Source organism: Bacillus sp. FF-1, assembly GCF_028548245.1.
In the GTDB taxonomy this organism is placed as follows: Bacteria; Bacillota; Bacilli; order Bacillales; family Bacillaceae_G; genus Bacillus_A; species Bacillus_A paranthracis.
Genome location: NZ_JAQQGG010000001.1, coordinates 639,903 through 659,462 on the forward strand (window position 1 = coordinate 639,903; position 19,560 = coordinate 659,462).

The following is a 19,560-nucleotide window of genomic DNA, read 5'->3' on the forward strand; positions in this document are numbered from 1 at the left end:
AATTTATGTTAAACTATATTAAAATTAATTTAATTATAATTTATTAAATCGTAAGCTACAAGGTGATGAGGAGGAAGAGAATGAAGGGAATAGAGAAATTAAAAGAGGGATATCCACTCTTAAATAAATTAATCGCAACAGAAGAAGTGTTTTGGGTGAATCCGAACATGGAAAAGTATGAAACGGCAATAAAAGATTCGTCACTGAATGAAGAGAATGTAAAAGATGCGGAAGAGAGGTTAAAGCGTTTTGCATCATACATTGCGAAAGTTTTTCCTGAAACGAAAGAGACGAAAGGCATCATTGAATCACCTTTATTGAAAATCCCTTCTATGAAACAAGCTTTAGAGAAACATTACAAGCAACCTATTTTAGGAGAATTATTATTAAAATGTGATAGCCATCTCCCAATATCAGGATCAATTAAAGCTAGAGGCGGCATTTATGAAGTGTTGAAACATGCTGAACAATTAGCTTTGCAGCATGGTATGTTAACAGAAGAAGATGATTATTCCATTTTAGATAGTGATACATGTAGAGAGTTTTTTGCCAAATATTCAATTGCGGTCGGTTCAACAGGGAATTTAGGGCTAAGCATTGGGATTATGAGTGCGAAACTAGGTTTTAACGTAACGGTTCATATGTCAGCAGACGCGAAACAATGGAAAAAAGATTTATTAAGAAGCAAAGGTGTAAATGTTATTGAATATGAAGCTGATTATAGTAAAGCTGTAGAAGAAGGAAGAAGGCAAGCAGATGCTGATCCTAGCTGTTATTTTGTAGATGATGAAAACTCGCATGATTTATTTTTAGGATACGCAGTCGCAGCCTCGCGTTTACAAAAACAATTAGACGAGTTAGAGATTGTAGTAGACGAAGAACATCCCTTATTCGTTTATCTACCATGCGGAGTAGGGGGCGGGCCTGGCGGAGTCGCATTTGGTTTAAAGTTATTGTATAAAGACAACGTACACTGTTTCTTTGCCGAGCCTACGCATTCTCCATGCATGTTACTCGGTTTAATGACAGGACTTCATGATAAAATTGCCGTTCAAGATATCGGGATTGATAATGTAACAGACGCGGACGGACTAGCGGTAGGAAGACCGTCTGGATTTGTCGGTAAAACGATAGAACCATTTTTGAGTGGAAATTACACAGTAAGTGATGAAGAGTTATATAGATTATTAAAAGAACTAGCTGATACGGAAAAGATTTATTTAGAGCCTTCTGCATTAGCTGGTATGATAGGACCAGTGAAAGTATGTGCAGAAGATGATTATTTACAAAAACAACAGTTAACAGAGAAGATGAAGAAAGGTACTCATATTGTGTGGGGAACTGGCGGTAGTATGGTTCCAGAAGATGTGATGAATGGGTATTATAAGAAAGGTTTAGAATTAATACTGTAAGGAAAATGAGGCTAGTTATAGTCTCATTTTTTCATGTACATAAAAATCTTTGTTATTTTCACATATGTTCTTTATAGTATAGATATAAAGGATTACTAAGATCGAATAAATATAACAAAAAAGCTTTATTTTACATAATAAGAGGATGTGTATACGATGTCATTACAGACTAAATATATAGCGGGTATTTCGCTTGGGGTTATGGGGGTAGGTTTTGCGGCTTCTATTCCTTTTCAAGGGTCGGTAGCTGGTGAGATTATTCAAGGTGGATTTGAAGCTGGGTTAGTTGGTGGACTTGCGGATTGGTTCGCAGTTACAGCATTATTCCGTCACCCGATGGGAATTCCAATTCCGCATACAGCTTTGTTACCGAAAAACCGTAAACGAGTAACGAAAGGGCTCATCAATACGTTAGAAAATGAGTGGCTAACGAAAGAAAGTATTACGAATAAAGTAAAAGAAATGCAATTAGCACAAATGGTGCTGCAAATTGCAGAGAGAGAAATGCAGTCTGATGCTGTGAAAAAAGGGATTGTAACGATTGCGGAGAAAGCGATTGTTTCAATAGATACGGAAAAATTAGCGGTTATTATTGAAAAAGAATTAAAAACATATTTGCACACAATGAATACAAGTAACATTTTACAAGTGCTTGTTGATCAATTAGTTGTGCAAGAATATGATGAAAAGACACTTGATTACATATTAGTAAAAGTGAAAGACTGGACAGCGCAAGATGAAGCGCGTTACCAACTCGGAAGCTTAGGTATGAAGGCGATGGAAAATATAAAAGTAGATGGATTCTTGCAGTTTACTTTGAAATCATTTATGAATATTGTAGATGAAGATAAAATTGGCGGTATTTTGCAGAAGTTTATTATTAGTAATATTAGCAGCTTACAAGATGCTGATAATAGCACGAGACAACTTATATTAGCGAAAATTCGTCAAGAAATTATAAATGTAAAAGAAAATGAAGCGTTGCTACAGGAATTAGAAAAATGGAAAGAAAAGTGGATTGCCAATTGGGATGGTACTGACAAAATTAAAGAGATGCTGGAACAAGTGCAGCAAAAAGCAGTTGCCTTTGTAAACAATGAAGAATTTGCAGATAAGTATGTTATTCCATTTTTACAAAAACAAATGAATAAAATAAAAGATGACGAAGTGACTGTTCAAAAAATAGAAGATTGGTTACAAAAACAAGTTGTGAAGCTTGTTGAGAATAACCATTCGAAAATCGGAAAGCTTGTGCAAGAAAATCTTGATAAGTTAGATGATAAAACGTTAATTGAAATGATTGAAAATAACGTCGGTAAAGATTTGCAATGGATCCGAGTAAACGGAGCTGTTTGCGGATTTATGATTGGCTTAGTGTTAGAGGGAATTAAAGCGATTATATGAGAAAAACCTTCCGCAATTGCGGAAGGTTTTTTATTTTTCAATAACGCTCATATTTAAATTGTAAGCTTTCTCAATATTTAACTTGTACGTTCCATTCCCGGTTTTAATCGAATTTTTATACCAATGTTCTTGCCCGTTTAATTCTGGATTTTCTTCTGAAGAATTATTTTCTTTTTTCGTTAAATCTTCTACGTGTTCCCAAGGTGTATTTCCGATAGCTTCTTTTTGGTTTGTTACTGCTGTTAGAGAGATGTCACTTTCTTTTATTAAATGAACAGATACACCTGAGCTTTCTTGTACAAACCAATTGTTTTGTAATTGACCTGGATAAAGAGAAAGATCGCGATTAGAAGCACGAATTTCTACATATTTCGTTTGCGGTAGTACAAGTGTCGGCTTTACGCGTGGTTCATGACCAAACAGTCTTTGATGAAACGGTAACGACTTTAATGTTATATACATTGTTTCTCCGGTCGTTTGAACTGAAAGAAAATCTTCTTGTTTTAAATTTGGTTTTTCATTTCCTTTTGTTGTCATTTCGTATGTTCCAAGAAGGCTAACTTCATTTGAGTTTCTTCCGTCTATCGTTAGAGGATGGTTGTCTGTACCTGCATCTACGACAATTTTATTGATAGATTCAGGAATGCTAAGTTTGCTTTCTGGAATCGTGTTCGTTTGTCTAGTTGTATGAATGGCGTAGCGAACTTCTTCTAGCAATCCAGTTGATAATAAACAGTAAAAAGCAATGCCAACACTTCCTAAAACACCGATAAAGAAAATACTAAAAATATCATATTTAATAAATGATTGTTCCTTCTTAGAAAATAGTAGGTAAAGTAAAATTTCCACGCCAAGTATAATAAGTAAAACAGGCCACCATGCTGTTAAGGAATCTAATACCTCAGTACCTTTTATAACTGAAAATAGTAAGAAGCAACCTAATGCAATAATAGAAAGCCCCATTGAAAATGTTCCAACGCGCCATGTTCTCATTCTTTTGTACCACCTTTATTTTCTTTATTTCCAAGTAATAATTTAAAGCCGCCACCAATTAAGAGGAGTGCAACGATAGATGTTTGGAAATAGCGATAATACAGCTCGCTAAGATGAATGTTAAATATACTTGCGAAGTAATCATTCAAAATAGGAAGGACTGTTTGATCTAATAAATAATAACCACCGAGTGTAATTAATCCAATACCGATCCACCTTTGATGATTGATAAAATAATCAATGATAGGTTCATCATTTACACGTTCTTTTCCATATTTTGCAGTTTGTTGTAAAGCGTCAAAAAAGCTATAGAACCAAATGATGGGTACTAAAAATAAAAACGCTGAAAGTCTTAATAAATCGAGCAAATATATTGAAAGTAAAAAGGCTGCCATAAGCTGAAGACCACGGCGCTGTAAGCCTAAATACATATGTCCTGCTCCAGGAAACATCGCTAAAATAGAAGCGAATGTTTTACTTTTTTTTCCTTGTTCACGGTGCTCTTCAAAATCTTCGAAAATGGTACGATCAATTAATTGCTCACCACGTTCTTTTTTCTGGAGTTGCTGAACAACATCGAAGAAATTATAAATCCATAAAACAGGTAACGTCATGAGAAAGATAAGAAAACTTTCTTGAGATGTTAAAAGAGCAACGAAAATGATCATACTTCCGATTCCTGTACAAGCTACTAAAAATGTAAGGCCACGTTGCATAAGTCCTAATTGAAAATGACCAAGTCCAGGGATGATGGAAAGAAGAATGATATAAAATCGTTCGCTCTCTTTAGAGGACTCTGTCAATTCTCCGGTTGCTTGTTTTTTCGATTGGTTAATAATTGTGATAACTAAATCTAGTAAGTTGACCACCCATAACACGGCTAGTAAAAATAGAGAAAGAAAAGCAAGTTCGCGCGCTATTAATTCTACTACGCAAAAAACTGCAATGGAAAATAGTAATAAAGCTCCTCCACCATATAAAATAAACCGTCCAAACTTCTTTAAATATAAATGTCCAAGCCCAGGAATTAGCCCTAATACAAGTGCTAAAAAGGGATTTTTATTCATGCTTTGAACCTCCGTCCTTTTTTGATGTGTCTACCGATTTGTTTACAATTTGTTGTGAGATAGAAGACTCGTTATGTTTTGAAGATTTCTCGAAATTTGATGTCGCTGTGAAAATATATTGGAATAAACCACTTACCATAAAAATAATTGTAGCCGCAGTCGCAATTATGTAGTGAACGATGGTGCGCTTTAGTGAGTTTGTTTTTATATTTTCATTAGGTTGTAGCGTTTCAAAATTAATTTGCGTCATAACTTCGTTCGTAAATGAATCATCATTTATCATTGGAAGGTTTTCCTGTTGTTCATCAATACTTTCCATATAAAGTGCTAAACAATGATCACATTCATAAAGATGTTCTTCCATAGATTCACGTTCATTGCTTTCTATAACATTTAATGTATAATTGCGCCAATCTTCTTTTGAATAATGCATCATAGAAACTCTTCCTCCTTCCAATGTTTTTTAATCCATTTTCTTGCCCGATACAGTTTCATTTCGACTGTTTTCACTTCGATGTTTTCCTGTAAAGCAATTTCTTGATAGCTTTTTTCTTCTAAGTAATGTGCGAGAACGACGTCACGGTAATTATCGGGAAGTTCTCTCAGTTTTTGAGCAATGAGTAATTTTTGCTCTTTCGTCAATAATAAAGCCTCAATATTATGAGAGGATTTTATATTTTCCTCAGTTTCTTTACATAAAGAGAGCTCTTCGTTTTCTCTAGCTTTCTTTCTCTTATAATCAATAGCGTGATTGGTGGCAATACGCGCCATCCACGTTTTTAATCCGCGAAATTGATAATTTGGGAGAGAGGCGTGAATTTTTACGAATACTTCTTGTGTAACATCTTTCGCATCTTCTTCATGTCTTAAAATAGAAAAGATAACTTGAAAAATATAATGACGATATGTTTGCACAAGGATACGAAAAGCATGTTCGCTTCCTTGCTGTGCTTTTTCAATTAATTGTTTTTCCTCAATGGGTCTCTCCCTCCTTTTTGACGCATTCTATTATATAGACGTAAAGAATGATAAGTCACCCTACACATGTTGTAAAAAAAGAATAATATATTTTTAGGAAGGGGGCTAGATGAAAAAAGGTGTGAAAAAATGGTAAAGAGAAGTATATAATGAGCAAGTAAGAAATGTTACGGGAAGAAAGGATGTGAATGTTAGTAGGGGAAGGTCCATACTAACAAACATGAAAATTAAAATATTAATAGCAGATGATAACTCTTTTATAAGAGAAGGTATGAAAATTATTTTAAATACATATGAAGAGTTCGAAGTAGTAGATACAGTAAATGATGGGAAAGAAGCAGTGGAATATTGCAAAAAGAACGACGTTGATATCGCTCTTTTAGATGTTCGTATGCCGAACATGAATGGGGTAGAGGCGACGAAATTCATTTGTGAAGAGACGAAAACGAAGCCGCTTATTTTAACGACGTTTGATGACGATGAATATATTTTGGATGCAGTAAAAAACGGAGCGAAAGGTTATTTATTAAAAAATAATGATCCAGAGCGTATTCGAGATGCGATTAAAGGAGTATATAACGGTCAAACCGTTATGCAAGATGTAGTTCTCGATAAAATTAAGTCTAATTTAATGGAAAGTAAAGAGGAAGAATGTAAAATAGATAAAAGTCTTTTTACTGAAAGAGAGCTGAGTATTATCGCATTAATTGCAAAAGGCTTTTCGAATAAAGAAATCTCGAAGCAACTTTTCATATCAGAAGGAACAATTGCAAATTATATTACGTCAGTTTTAGGGAAAACTGGACTGGAACATCGTACACAAATCGCGATTTATTATTTAACAGGGAAAGTAGATTAAAGATATGGAATTTTGGTTAATTGTAAGTAAATTAATTGTCTTTATATATATTGTGTTTAGTTACATGTATTTAAATGTTGCGAACTTACCATGGATTATACTTACTTTGCTTTTATATCTTTCTGTAAACGTGCTGATTTCTATATGTAAAAAAGATACGTACAAAAACATATTAACTTGCGTATCAATTGGTCTAGTTATGTTATTTACATGGAAGATTCATCCGTTTTTTATTTTGTTTTTGCCATTGAACTTATATGAAGTTATATTCCGTTATATAGAGAAGAAATGGCAGCTATTTATCATTATGATGATTCCTATTATCTTTACAAATGAAAGTATTAGAATGACATATGGATTAATTGTTGCATTTTCCTTTCTCGTATTAACTATGGCAGAACGGTATATATCGCGCGTATTAAAGCTTGAATCACAAAATGATCAGATGCGAAAAGATATGCAGCGGCTGACGAAAAGCTTAAATGAAAATAAAGAGTATATAAGACAATCAGAGTACACATTTAAGTTAGAAGAGAGAAACCGGTTATCACAGGAAATTCATGATAAAATTGGCCACTCGATGACAGGGGCACTCATTCAAATGGAAGCAGCAAAGAGGTTAATGGAGATAGATAAAGAAAAATCAGCTGAGTTATTACAAAATGCAATACATATTTCAAAAGATGGTATTGAAAGCATTCGGATTACATTAAAAAATATGAAGCCACCAACTGAGCAAATTGGCATTCATCGTATGAAATTATTCATAGAGGAATTTGCCGGTAAGCATGATATAAATATTCCTTTCGTATATAAAGGGAATTTAGATATGATTTCACCGATTCAGTGGAAGATTATCGGTGAAAATGTTACGGAGGCATTAACAAATGCGATGAAATATGCTGATGCGACAGTCATTTCAATCGATATTCATGTACTTAACAAGATGGTGAAAGTGCAAGTGAAGGATAATGGAAAAGGTGCAACACTTGTTAAAAAAGGTCTCGGGATTATGGGGATGGAGGAACGAACGGCGTCTGTAAATGGTAAAATTATTGTAGATGGAACAAGTGGTTTTTCAGTAACAATGTTGCTACCGATATGAGGATGAATCATCTCATATGAAAAAAGTGAATAATCTCATGTGAAAAGAATGAACTTCTGCACTGAGCAGGTTCATTCTTTTTGTTTATACTAAAAGCAGAGAAACCGAAATAGGGGTGAAACGATGAATACTTTAGAAATTAAAAATTTAACGAAAAAATTTGGTGATTTCATCGCAGTTGATAATATGTCTTTATCTATTAAAGAAGGAGAAATATTTGGCTTTTTAGGATCGAATGGTGCTGGTAAGAGTACGACAATCAACATGATTGCTGGTTTGTTAAGAAGTAATGAAGGTGAAATTAGCATACTAGGAAAAAATATAAAGAAACATAATCGATTTGCGAAGATGAATATCGGTATTGTTCCGCAAGATATTGCAATTTATGAAGAGTTAACAGCTTATGAAAATGTGAAATTCTTTGCTGGATTGTACGGATTACGAGGAGCTGAATTAAAAGCTAGGGTCGAGGAAGCTCTTCAATTTGTAGGACTTAGCGATAAACAGAAAAGCTATCCAAAGAACTTTTCAGGCGGGATGAAGCGAAGACTGAATATCGCTTGTGCAATTGCTCATAGACCGAAGTTAATTATTATGGATGAGCCGACAGTTGGAATTGATCCACAGTCAAGAAATTATATCCTGCAGTCTGTTCGGAAATTAAACGAAATGGGAAGTACGATTATTTATACGAGTCACTATATGGAAGAGGTAGAAGAGATTTGTACGAAAATAGCGATAGTAGATCACGGTAAAGTGATTGCAGAAGGAACGAAAGAGCAGTTAAAAGCGATTATTACTGATACGAAAGATATTTGGATTGAAGTGAAATCGGTAGAGAATTTAGATGTAGAAAAATTAAAAGAGATAAACGGTGTGAAAGCTGTTCAAATTGAAGAGAACGTAATTAAAGTAAATTCTGATGCAGGATTAAATAATTTAAATAAAATTGTTCAGCACTTCATCAATCATGACATTGAAATCCGTTCGTTAGAGGAGCAGGCTCCTAACTTAGAAACGGTATTCCTTACGTTAACTGGAAGAAACTTACGAGATAAATAAAGAGTAAATGAAGAAAAGGTAAAGGGAGGTTCATCAATTGAACATCTTCAATATTGCAATTATGCATATGAAAAGAGATTTCAGAGACGTAAGAACTTTAGTTTTTATGTTAGCTTTTCCGATTGTGCTTATGCTTGTGTTAGGTACAGCATTAAGTAATGCGTTTAATAGTGATAGTCATTCAATTAAAGATATACAGGTGCTATATAAAGATGAAGCGAGTAGCACGTTTTCTCAAGCATTTGAAGCATTTGCGAAAGAAGTTGATAAATCGGGGATTCATTTTAAAAAAGCTTCTGAAGGTATAGATGGGAAGGAAGCAGTGAAGCAAAATAAATATGCTGCTTATGTAGAATTAAATAAAGATGGTGCAAAAACTTACGGAAGTGACAAAAGTAGTATTGAGGGAAGTATTGTGGAAGGTATGCTTATAACATTTGTTGATAAGTACAATGTAGCAGCCGAAGTTGCAAAAGTTGATCCTAGTAAGGTGAGCGCAGTTATTTCAAATGGAAATCATAATGATTATATAAAAGAAACATCTTTACAAGCTGCGAATAAACCGGGTTCTATGGATTACTATGCGGTTGTAATGACGACGATGATTGCGCTGTATGCTGCGATGGGAGCAAGTTTTCTAATTCGAGGAGAACGAATACGTAAAACAGGAGATCGCCTTATTGCTGCACCTATAAGTAAGGCTGAAATTTTCATTGGGAAAGTGCTTGGTAGTCTAGTAGCAAATGCCCTGTGCATATTACTCGTTATGTTATTTAGTAAATTTGTCTTTCAAGCGAATTGGGGAGATCACCTTGGAATCATATTTCTTATTTTATTAACAGAAGTCTTTCTAGCAATTAGCTTCGGTTTAGGGATTGGATATATTACAAAAACACCTGAATCGTCTAGAGCAATTATTATGGTGGTAGTGCAACTAGCTTCTATTTTTGGCGGTGCATATTTCGTAATAGAAGAAAATTTCGTTACGAATTTATCACCATTAACGTGGGCAAATACAGCTGTTATGAAAATTATTTATGCGAATGATGTAGGGGCAGCACTACCAGTCATTTCTTTAAATATTGGAATATCAGCACTCTTTTTATTAATTGCAATTATTGCATTACGTAGACGGGAGGGGCTATAGTATGAAAGATATTTTATGGCTCATACAAAAAACGTTATCTGTACTTTTGAAAAATAAAAAAGGGTTATTGATTATTATTAGTTTGCCAATAATCGGGACGCTCATCTCTTTTTCGATATACGGAAATGCAGGGCAAGGAACGTTAAATATCGGGATTGTAAATAAAGAAAATGAGCCGATAGCAAACGATACGATAAAGTTTTTAGAAGGATTAAATCATGTGAATGTGAGTAAGGTTAAGGAGTCTGAAATAGAAGATAAACTCACTTCTAAAAAACTTGATGGAGTTATTACATTAGCTTCTGGTTTTTCAAAAAGCGTTCGAGAAGGGAAACCAGATCATATTGAAATTGCATCGATTAAAGGTGATCAAGTAACAGGATTTATAAAATCATATTTATACAATTATATTGATAATGTAGCAGCTATTAGTAAAGTAGCAGGAACAGATCAAAGTGCATTTGATAAGATGTACGCAGGATATCAAAAAAGTTCATTTAAAATGAAAACGGAGACGCTAGAAGATACTTCGAAAAATAAAGATATGACAAATCAAACGATGGGTTATCTTATTATGTTTATGCTGTTTTCAGCAGTGAACTTATCAGGATTTATTTTAAAAGAAAAAGAGAATAGAACGTATTTTAGATTATTATCAACACCAATTGACGGAAAGAAATTTATATTGTCCAATGTGGCAGTAAATATGATGATATTAACATTGCAAATTGTCATTGCAGTACTATTTCTGACGAATGTTTTTCATACAAATATTAATATGCCTTTCATAGTAATGATTGGTGTGCTTATGATATTCGCTTTAATTGCAATTGGTTTATCATTAGTCATTGTGTCTTTTTCAAAAAGTTCAGCTGCTTCAAATGCAATGCAAAATTTAGTGATAGTACCAACATGTTTGCTTGCTGGATGTTATTTCCCGTACGACATTATGCCAAATGCAGTACAAAAAGTAGCTAATTTTCTTCCGCAGCGTTGGTTATTAGATACGATAGCAAAATTACAACAAGGAATTCCGTTCTCTGAGTTGTATTTAAACATATTAATTTTATTCGCTTTTGCGATTGCGTTCTTCTTAATTGCCATTTATAAATTTGGAAGAAATAATGATGCGAGAAACTTTGTTTAATACAAAAAGGGTGTGATGTAAAGTCACATCCTTTTTTGTATAAAGCATGAAATCTAAATTTGAATGACAAAATAGAAAGGAGGAAAGAAAACGAGCGGAAGGAAATTAAAATGATTAAAAAAATATTGCGAGTTACTTCTATTATTATTGCTATTTTCGTTTTTATTTTAATTTGGATGCATATTGACGTTACCTTAGGAAGGAAAATGGAAGCTGGCAAAAATATGCCGACAGAGTATGCTCCTCACTATAGTGATTTTCAATTATATGTAGAAGGGAAGTCGTTTTATAAACAGCTATTTACTGACATAAGAGAAGCAAAGCAATCTATTTACACGTATTTTTTTATTTTGTCGGATGATAAAAGTAGCCATACTTTTTTAAATTTATTAAAAGAGAAGGCAAAAGAAGGAGTAAACGTCTATTTATCAGTGGATCGCATTAATGATTTATCATTTGAAAGAAAGATGATAAGTGAATTGCGGGAAAGTGGTGTACATTTTACATATAGTAGAAAGCCTGAATTACCATTCGGGTTTTATTCACTTCACCATCGTAATCATCGCCGTATTACGACAATTGATGGGGAGATTGGCTATACAGGTGGTTTTAATATAGGGGATGAGTATTTAGGGAAAGATAAACACTTTGGGTACTGGCGAGACTATCATGTACGGATAAAAGGAGAAGGCGCAAAAGATTTAGAAGAACAATTTGCTTTAGATTGGAAACGAGATACGAAAGAAGAGATAAAGAGGAGTACGAATAAAGCTAGTAAAGGGAATACATTACATACTATGACGAGTTACAATGGGCATTACGTTGCTGAAAAATATATTGAGCTCATTAAACAAGCTCAGCACTCCATTGTAATTGCAACGCCGTATTTTATAGCGAAAAATAAAGAATCAATGAATGCTTTAATTGCAGCACAAAAGCGTGGTGTTACAGTAAAAATACTTTGGTCATATAAACCAGATTTACCTCTTATAAAAGAAGCGGCGTATCCATATATACGTCAAGCTGTTAATAATGGTATTACTGTATATGGGTATAAAAAAGGAATGTTTCATGGGAAGTTAATGCTTATTGATAATGAATTAACCGTTATTGGCACAACAAACTTTACTTCGCGTAGCTTCAATATAAATGATGAAATGAACTTGTATATTCATGGTGGAACTATTGTATCAGAAGTGAACGAAGCATTAGCCCAAGATTTTCATGATTCAAAAGAAATGACGAAAGAGTTTTTTGAGAAGTTATCTTTTTGGGAGCGTTGTAAGGAGAAATTTGCGGGATGGATTGATTTTTATTTGTGATGATAAAGGAAGAAAGGGTGTCTAGAAAAGACGCCCTTTTTTGATGGGAAATAATTATTTTTCATGCACAAGCAATGAAGCATCGTCATTAATTAACGTCCCCACATGCTCACCTAAACAAATTCTTTTCATTACTCCAGGCTCATCAAAGTTAAAGACGTGTGCTGGTAAATTATAATCACGGGCAAGTAGTAAAGCGGCTTGATCCATTACTTGTATGTTTTGCCTAACTATATCGTTATAGTTTAGTTTTTTGTACATTTTTGCTGCTTTATTATGTTTTGGATCACTAGTAAAGACGCCATCTACTCCTTGTTTTGCGACTAATATTGCGTCACTATTCATTTCAATGGCCCTTTGAACACTTGGATAATCTGTCGTAACAAATGGTTGCCCGTTTCCGCCTCCAAAAATAACGATATACCCGTTATCTAAATGGTGGACTGCACGTAGGCGAATGTATGGTTCAGCTACAGCATTAAACGGGATGGAGGTCATAACGCGCACTTCTTTATTTGTTTTACTTGTTAAAACGCCGCGTAGCATTAAGCTGTTAATGATTGTACCTAACGTCCCGATATTGTCAGCTTCTACACGATCGATTCCCCATTCTTCAGCTAGATGACCTCTAAAAATGTTACCGCCACCGATGACGATGGATACTTCGATACCTAAATCAACAATGGATAAAATTTCGTTTGCGATATGTTCTAATCGTTTGGAGTTAAAGCTATTTCCAGTTTGATCGGCAAGTGCACCGCCGCTTAATTTAATTAAGACACGTTTATATGGTCTCATAACAATTCCCCCTATATAGATTGAAATAAAAAAGGAACAAAGGCGAATGCCTTTGTTCCTTTTTAAGAAAATGAAAAAGAAAAGAAGAAGATAGAACGAATTTTTGCACATAATTTTTCATATCATCCACTCCTTTTCATTTTGAGTTGTTTTAAGTATATATCTTTTTGATTATACGAAATAATCTGATTACTTATCAAGTTTATTTTATCGTTTTTTAACAAAATGGTGTCAATGAAAAAAAGAAGAAAAATATTTGAATTTTTTGTGACGAACTTGTAGGTTTTTGTATGATTTTGTAGGTTCGCTTATAAGATGTGTGAGTAGCTTTTATAAATTCAAATTGAAAGCGTTCGCATGAAGGGGATGAACATAAATGAAAAAATTCGGATTGGCAACACAAATTTTTGTCGCGCTTGTTTTAGGGATTGTAGTAGGGGCAGTCTTTTATGGCAATAAAACGGCGATTTCTTATATTACACCAATTGGGGATATATTTATTCACTTAATTAAAATGATTGTAGTACCGATTGTTATTTCAGCATTAATTGTTGCGGTAGCTGGTGTAGGCGATATGAAGAAGCTTGGGAAACTGGGCGGGAAGACCATTCTTTATTTCGAAATTATTACGACGATTGCTATTTTAATGGGATTACTTGCGGCAAATATATTCCAGCCGGGTACTGGCGTTGATATGAATAACTTACAGCAAAGTGATATTTCTTCTTATAAACAAACAGCAGATGCTACAGAGAAGCAAGGATTCGCTGAGACGATTGTTCATATCGTACCGAAAAACGTATTTGAATCGATTGCACAAGGTGACTTATTACCGATTATTTTCTTCTCAGTATTATTCGGTTTAGGAGTCGCAGCAATTGGGGAAAAAGGAAAGCCTGTTTTTAACTTCTTTGAAGGTGTACTCGAAGCGATGTTTTGGGTTACAAATCAAGTTATGAAATTTGCACCATTTGGTGTATTCGCATTAATTGCGGTTACGGTTGCAAAATTTGGTGTAGCAACACTACTTCCTTTAGGAAAACTAGTGCTAGCTGTATACGTAACTGTTATACTATTCGTTGTGATTGTATTAGGTATTAATGCAAGAATGGTTGGCGTAAACATTTTTACATTAATGAAAATTTTAAAAGAAGAACTTATTCTTTCATTTACGACAGCAAGTTCAGAAGCTGTTTTACCTAATATAATGAGAAAAATGGAAGAGTTCGGTTGTCCAAAGGCAGTTGCCTCTTTCGTAATTCCGACAGGTTATACATTTAACTTGACTGGATCGGCTATTTATCAAGCGTTAGCGGCATTATTTGTTGCACAAATGTACGGTGTGCACATGTCACTGACAGAGCAAATAACGTTATTATTCGTTCTCATGTTAACATCCAAAGGTATGGCGGGAGTTCCAGGTGCATCGTTCGTTGTTGTATTAGCAACGTTAGGTTCAATGGGGTTACCACTAGAAGGTATCGCATTAATTGCGGGAATTGACCGCATTTTAGATATGATTCGCTCATCTGTCAATGTATTAGGAAATGCATTAGCGGCCATTGTTATGTCGAAGTGGGAAGGCGAATTCGATAATGAGAAAGCAAAACAATATGTAGAAACAGTCAAAGAAACAAAAGCAGCATAAGAAATCGTTAAGGAGTGAATAATCATGGCAACATTAACTGAAGTTAAAAATGGTGTTCGAATTGAAAAAGACTTTTTAGGTGAAAAAGAAGTACCAAACTATGCATACTACGGCGTACAAACAATGCGTGCAGTTGAAAACTTCCCAATTACAGGATACAAAATCCATGAAGGTTTAATTAGAGCCTTCGCAGTTGTAAAAAAAGCTGCAGCGCTTGCCAATACAGATGTAGGAAGATTGGAATTGAACAAGGGTGGCGCGATCGCAGAAGCTGCTCAAGAAATTCTCGATGGAAAATGGCATGATCATTTCATCGTAGATCCAATCCAAGGCGGAGCAGGTACTTCAATGAACATGAATGCAAATGAAGTCATTGCCAATCGTGCTCTTGAATTATTAGGAATGGAAAAGGGAGACTATCATTATATTAGTCCAAATAGTCATGTGAACATGGCGCAATCAACAAACGATGCATTCCCAACGGCGATTCATATCGCTACATTAAACGCATTAGAAGGTTTATTACAAACGATGGGTTATATGCACGATGTATTTGAATTAAAAGCAGAACAGTTCGATCATGTTATTAAAATGGGTCGTACACATTTACAAGACGCTGTGCCAATTCGCCTTGGACAAGAATTTAAAGCGTACTCTCGTGTACTTGAACGTGATATGAAACGAATTCAGCAATCACGTCAACACTTATATGAAGTGAATATGGGAGCAACTGCAGTTGGTACAGGCTTAAATGCAGATCCAGAATATATTCAAACTGTTGTAAAACATTTAGCTGCAATTAGTGAACTACCACTAGTTGGTGCAGAAGACTTAGTAGATGCAACGCAAAATACGGATGCATACACAGAAGTATCTGCAGCACTGAAAGTATGTATGATGAATATGTCTAAAATTGCGAATGACCTTCGCTTAATGGCATCAGGTCCACGTGTTGGTTTAGCAGAAATTATGTTACCGGCTCGTCAACCAGGTTCATCTATTATGCCAGGGAAAGTAAACCCTGTTATGCCAGAAGTAATTAATCAAATTGCATTCCAAGTAATTGGTAACGACCATACAATTTGTCTTGCTTCAGAAGCAGGTCAATTAGAATTAAACGTGATGGAACCAGTACTTGTTTTCAACTTACTACAATCAATTAGCATTATGAATAACGGTTTCCGTGCCTTTACAGATAATTGCTTAAAAGGAATTGAAGCGAATGAAGATCGCTTAAAAGAGTATGTTGAGAAGAGTGTAGGAATTATTACAGCCGTGAACCCTCATATCGGTTATGAAGCAGCAGCTCGCGTTGCGAAAGAAGCAATCGCGACAGGGCAATCCGTTCGAGAACTTTGTGTGAAAAATGGTGTACTGTCACAAGAAGACTTAGAGTTAATTCTAGATCCATTCGAAATGACGCACCCAGGGATTGCAGGAGCAACTCTTTTAAAGAAAAACTAAAAGAAGAGGGGGGGACAAGCCCCTCTTTTTTGTTTACAATATAGAAATGCTATATATGAATAGAGGTAGGGATGTTATGAGCAAGTTTACAGTAGCTTCTAATGGTTCATTAGAAACGACATTAAGAGGAGTAGAAGTATTATCAACACCACTTTTAAATAAAGGGGTCGCTTTCACGCAAGAAGAAAGAGAAGAATTAGGTTTAAAAGGATTATTACCGCCAGCAGTTTTAACATTGGAAGAACAAGCACGCCGAGCATACGAACAATTTTGTTCTCAGCCGGATGATTTATTAAAGAATGTATATTTAACAGCGTTACATGATCGAAATGAAGTATTATTTTATCGTCTATTAACAGATCATTTACGTGAAATGTTACCAATCGTATATACACCAACTGTTGGTGTAGCAATCCAAAGATATAGTCATGAATACCGTAAACCACGTGGTGTGTATTTATCAATTAACGATCCGTCAGGTATTGAAGAAGCATTCGCCAATATCGGTGCAACAGCAGAAAATATTGATTTAGTCGTTGTTACAGATGGAGAAGGCATACTTGGAATTGGTGACTGGGGCGTTGGTGGCATTAACATCGCAATCGGAAAATTAGCTGTTTATACGGCAGCAGTTGGAATCGATCCTAGCCGCGTATTACCGGTAATTTTAGACGTAGGTACAAATCGTGAGGAACTATTAAATAATCCATTTTATATTGGAAATCGTCACCCTCGTATAACAGGTGAAGCTTACGATGAATTTATTGATACATTTGTACAAGCGGTAAATAAACAATTCCCGAAAGCACTTTTACATTGGGAAGACTTCAGTTCTCGTAATGCACGAAAAATTTTAGATAAATATCGTCATGATATTTGTACGTTTAATGATGATATTCAAGGTACAGGTGCAGTTTCGCTTGCGGCTGTATTATCGGCAGTAAAAGTTTCTGGTGTACCGCTAAGTGAACACCGCGTTGTTGTGTTTGGTGCTGGTACGGCTGGAATCGGTATCGCAGATCAAGTTAGAGATGCGATGGTCCGCGTAGGCGTATCAGAAGAAGAATCATATAAGCGTTTCTGGTGTATTGATCGTAACGGATTAGTTACAGATAATATGGAAGATCTTCTTGATTTCCAAATGCCGTATGCAAGAAAAGAAGCGGAAGTAAGTGAGTGGAAACAAAATGGTGTGATTGGACTTGCTGAAGTTGTGAAACATGTGAAACCGACAATTTTAATTGGTACATCAACCGTTGCTGGTGCATTTAAAGAAGAAATTATTAAAGAAATGGCTTCTCACGTAGAAAGACCAATCATTTTACCAATGTCGAATCCGACGCCACTTGCTGAAGCAAAACCAGCCGATTTAATCGAGTGGACAGAAGGAAGAGCGTTAGTTGCAACAGGAAGTCCATTTGAACCAGTTACATATAACGGTGTAACGTATGTGATTGGACAATCAAATAATGCACTTATTTTCCCAGGTCTTGGTCTTGGAACAATTGTCGTACGTGCAAGCGTTATGACGGACGGAATGTTCGCAGCAGCAGCTGAAGCAGTTGCAAGTATGGTTGATACAAGTCAGCCAGGAGCACCTATTTTGCCAGAAGTTGAAGAGCTACGTAATATCTCGGAAATGGTAGCAATTGAAGTAGCGAAAGTTGCCGTTGCGGAAGGTGTTGCGAGAGAGAACTTAAGTGATAACGATATCAAGATTGCAGTGAAAGAAGCAATCTGGGAGCCTGAGTATCGCCAAATAAAAGCGGTAGAAAAGGTTAGAATATAGAAATAAAGCCCGTTTATAATATAAGCGGGCTTTCACTTTTATTACTGAAAAAAGAGTATAGGAAGTGGCACCTTTGAATTGGAATCAATTATGGAAGAAAGATATATCTCTTTTAATTATATTAATGGTTGTTGTTCCGATTGCTGGAGAGCTTAATTTTCATCCTTTTAATGATACGTTTCGTGTTAGCTTTGGGACACCGTTATTCTTCTTTTTATTACTATTTTTAAGAAGAATACCAGCAGCTGCTGCGGGTATTCTTGTCGGTATATGTGTAGTCTTATTCCGCGTATGCATTGACTGGGTCATGCAAGGCTCATTTCATATGACAGAATCATTTTATTTGCGTTATCCTGTGTTCTTTTATTATTTTATTTATGGAAGTCTTTTTTCGCTTTGTAGGGTGAATAAGTTTCATCAGAAGCCAATTGTTATTGGATGTCTTGGAATTTCAATTGAAATTGTTGCAAGTATGTCGGAACTTGCGTTTTATCACATGTTAGTACTAGGTACAACAATAACAATTTCTGAAGTAAATAAACTCATCATTATTGCTATTTTCCGTAGCTTCTTTGCACTTGGCTTTTTAAATATGATGAATTTATATGAAACGAAATTAAAAGAATCACAAGTTCGAAAAGAAAATGAAAAAATGTTCATGCACCTTTCAAATTTATATGTAGAATCTGTTCATTTGAAAAAAACGTTACAAAATGCAGAATTAATTACACAAGAAGCGTATCAATTATATCGGAATTTACAAGCGAATGATGATTCCAGCAGTAAAACAGCATTGAAAATAGCAGGAGAAGTGCACGAAATAAAAAAGGATAATCAAAGGATTTTTGCAGGATTATCTAAACTGTTATTAGATAAAAATGTGGCTGAGTATGTAGAAGGTCATGAGCTTACAGAAATGATTGTAAGAATAAATGAAAAGTATGCTGAAATGTTAGAGAAAGATATACGTTTTTCTAAACATATAGAAGGTGAACACGCTGCATATCACGTGTATACGGTGCTATCAATTTTTAATAACTTAGTTGCGAATGCAGTTGAAGCAATTGAAGATAGAGGCCTCATTCGTATTAAGTTATATAAACGAGAAAAAAATGTAATCTTTGAAGTGATTGACGATGGCCCAGGTATAACGCAAAAGTATAAGAAATTAGTATTTAAGCCCGGGTTTACTTCAAAGTATGATCAAACAGGAACACCGTCCACAGGTATTGGACTTTCTTACATAGATGAAATGGTAACAGAGCTCGGCGGAGAAGTAAGGTTAGAAGACAATGAAAATGGGAACGGGTGTAAGTTTATCGTTTGTTTACCGGAGTGCAGTTTAAAGCGGGAAGGGGAATAGGT

General features: G+C 35.0%; 17 protein-coding genes. 12 read left to right on the forward strand and 5 right to left on the reverse strand.

What is annotated here, in order from left to right; translation table 11 throughout:
* The first annotated feature begins 80 nt into the window (after nucleotides 1–80).
* The gene (locus PQF83_RS03435; protein ID WP_000675900.1) at nucleotides 81–1,412 is read left to right on the forward strand and encodes a D-serine ammonia-lyase; all 1,332 of its coding nucleotides are present in this window, start codon (nucleotides 81–83) and stop codon (nucleotides 1,410–1,412) included.
* 156 nt (nucleotides 1,413–1,568) lie between these two features.
* Entirely contained in the window at nucleotides 1,569–2,816 is a 1,248-nt protein-coding gene (locus PQF83_RS03440) for a DUF445 domain-containing protein (RefSeq protein WP_000058287.1), read from the forward strand.
* A gap of 30 nt (nucleotides 2,817–2,846) precedes the next feature.
* Here the strand turns inward: PQF83_RS03440 and exsE are convergent, their stop codons facing one another.
* From exsE to PQF83_RS03460, 4 genes are read right to left on the reverse strand one after another with little or no spacing between them, the layout of a single operon-like run.
* The gene (gene exsE / locus PQF83_RS03445) at nucleotides 2,847–3,809 is read right to left on the reverse strand and encodes an exosporium protein ExsE (RefSeq protein ID WP_001261402.1); all 963 of its coding nucleotides are present in this window, start codon (nucleotides 3,807–3,809) and stop codon (nucleotides 2,847–2,849) included.
* A complete protein-coding gene (locus PQF83_RS03450) occupies nucleotides 3,806–4,876 on the reverse strand; it encodes a hypothetical protein (protein WP_001039081.1) in 1,071 nt (356 codons plus the stop codon). Before PQF83_RS03450 ends, exsE begins: the two co-directional genes overlap by 4 nt.
* Nucleotides 4,869–5,312, reverse strand: a complete 444-nt coding sequence (locus tag PQF83_RS03455; RefSeq protein ID WP_000972367.1) for a hypothetical protein — start codon at nucleotides 5,310–5,312, stop codon at nucleotides 4,869–4,871. The genes PQF83_RS03450 and PQF83_RS03455 overlap by 8 nt, the downstream gene beginning before the upstream one ends.
* A complete protein-coding gene (locus tag PQF83_RS03460) occupies nucleotides 5,309–5,791 on the reverse strand; it encodes an RNA polymerase sigma factor (RefSeq protein ID WP_001195469.1) in 483 nt (160 codons plus the stop codon). The genes PQF83_RS03455 and PQF83_RS03460 overlap by 4 nt, the downstream gene beginning before the upstream one ends.
* 283 nt (nucleotides 5,792–6,074) lie before the next feature.
* Between PQF83_RS03460 and PQF83_RS03465 the strand changes: the two genes are divergently transcribed.
* The 6 genes from PQF83_RS03465 (at nucleotide 6,075) to cls (ending at nucleotide 12,496) form a co-directional block, all read left to right on the forward strand.
* Entirely contained in the window at nucleotides 6,075–6,713 is a 639-nt protein-coding gene (locus PQF83_RS03465) for a response regulator transcription factor (RefSeq protein WP_000694106.1), read from the forward strand.
* A gap of 4 nt (nucleotides 6,714–6,717) precedes the next feature.
* The gene (locus PQF83_RS03470) at nucleotides 6,718–7,818 is read left to right on the forward strand and encodes a sensor histidine kinase (RefSeq protein ID WP_000397646.1); all 1,101 of its coding nucleotides are present in this window, start codon (nucleotides 6,718–6,720) and stop codon (nucleotides 7,816–7,818) included.
* A gap of 123 nt (nucleotides 7,819–7,941) precedes the next feature.
* The gene (locus PQF83_RS03475; protein WP_001093819.1) at nucleotides 7,942–8,880 is read left to right on the forward strand and encodes an ABC transporter ATP-binding protein; all 939 of its coding nucleotides are present in this window, start codon (nucleotides 7,942–7,944) and stop codon (nucleotides 8,878–8,880) included.
* Between the two features lie 37 nt (nucleotides 8,881–8,917).
* Nucleotides 8,918–10,027: an ABC transporter permease gene (locus PQF83_RS03480; protein WP_001020164.1), complete on the forward strand. Its 1,110-nt coding sequence runs from the start codon at nucleotides 8,918–8,920 to the stop codon at nucleotides 10,025–10,027.
* A gap of 1 nt (nucleotide 10,028) precedes the next feature.
* Nucleotides 10,029–11,174, forward strand: a complete 1,146-nt coding sequence (locus tag PQF83_RS03485; RefSeq protein ID WP_000651873.1) for an ABC transporter permease — start codon at nucleotides 10,029–10,031, stop codon at nucleotides 11,172–11,174.
* 110 nt (nucleotides 11,175–11,284) lie between these two features.
* Complete coding sequence (cls, locus tag PQF83_RS03490; RefSeq protein ID WP_000591919.1) at nucleotides 11,285–12,496, forward strand: cardiolipin synthase; 1,212 nt, start codon at nucleotides 11,285–11,287, stop codon at nucleotides 12,494–12,496.
* A gap of 54 nt (nucleotides 12,497–12,550) precedes the next feature.
* Here the strand turns inward: cls and pyrH are convergent, their stop codons facing one another.
* Nucleotides 12,551–13,294, reverse strand: coding sequence for a UMP kinase (pyrH, locus tag PQF83_RS03495; protein ID WP_001248049.1), 744 nt, complete (start codon nucleotides 13,292–13,294; stop codon nucleotides 12,551–12,553).
* A gap of 376 nt (nucleotides 13,295–13,670) precedes the next feature.
* Here pyrH and PQF83_RS03500 point away from each other — a divergent pair, with 376 nt between their 5' ends.
* From PQF83_RS03500 to PQF83_RS03515, 4 genes are all read left to right on the forward strand, one after another.
* Nucleotides 13,671–14,942: a cation:dicarboxylate symporter family transporter gene (locus tag PQF83_RS03500; RefSeq protein ID WP_000713289.1), complete on the forward strand. Its 1,272-nt coding sequence runs from the start codon at nucleotides 13,671–13,673 to the stop codon at nucleotides 14,940–14,942.
* A gap of 24 nt (nucleotides 14,943–14,966) precedes the next feature.
* The gene (gene aspA, locus PQF83_RS03505) at nucleotides 14,967–16,406 is read left to right on the forward strand and encodes an aspartate ammonia-lyase (RefSeq protein ID WP_000224209.1); all 1,440 of its coding nucleotides are present in this window, start codon (nucleotides 14,967–14,969) and stop codon (nucleotides 16,404–16,406) included.
* A 76-nt stretch (nucleotides 16,407–16,482) separates the two neighbouring features.
* Nucleotides 16,483–18,195, forward strand: coding sequence for an oxaloacetate-decarboxylating malate dehydrogenase (gene malS / locus PQF83_RS03510; protein WP_002163698.1), 1,713 nt, complete (start codon nucleotides 16,483–16,485; stop codon nucleotides 18,193–18,195).
* Nucleotides 18,196–18,259: 64 nt separating this feature from the next.
* A complete protein-coding gene (locus PQF83_RS03515) occupies nucleotides 18,260–19,558 on the forward strand; it encodes a sensor histidine kinase (protein ID WP_073541813.1) in 1,299 nt (432 codons plus the stop codon).
* Nucleotides 19,559–19,560: the final 2 nt, after the last annotated feature.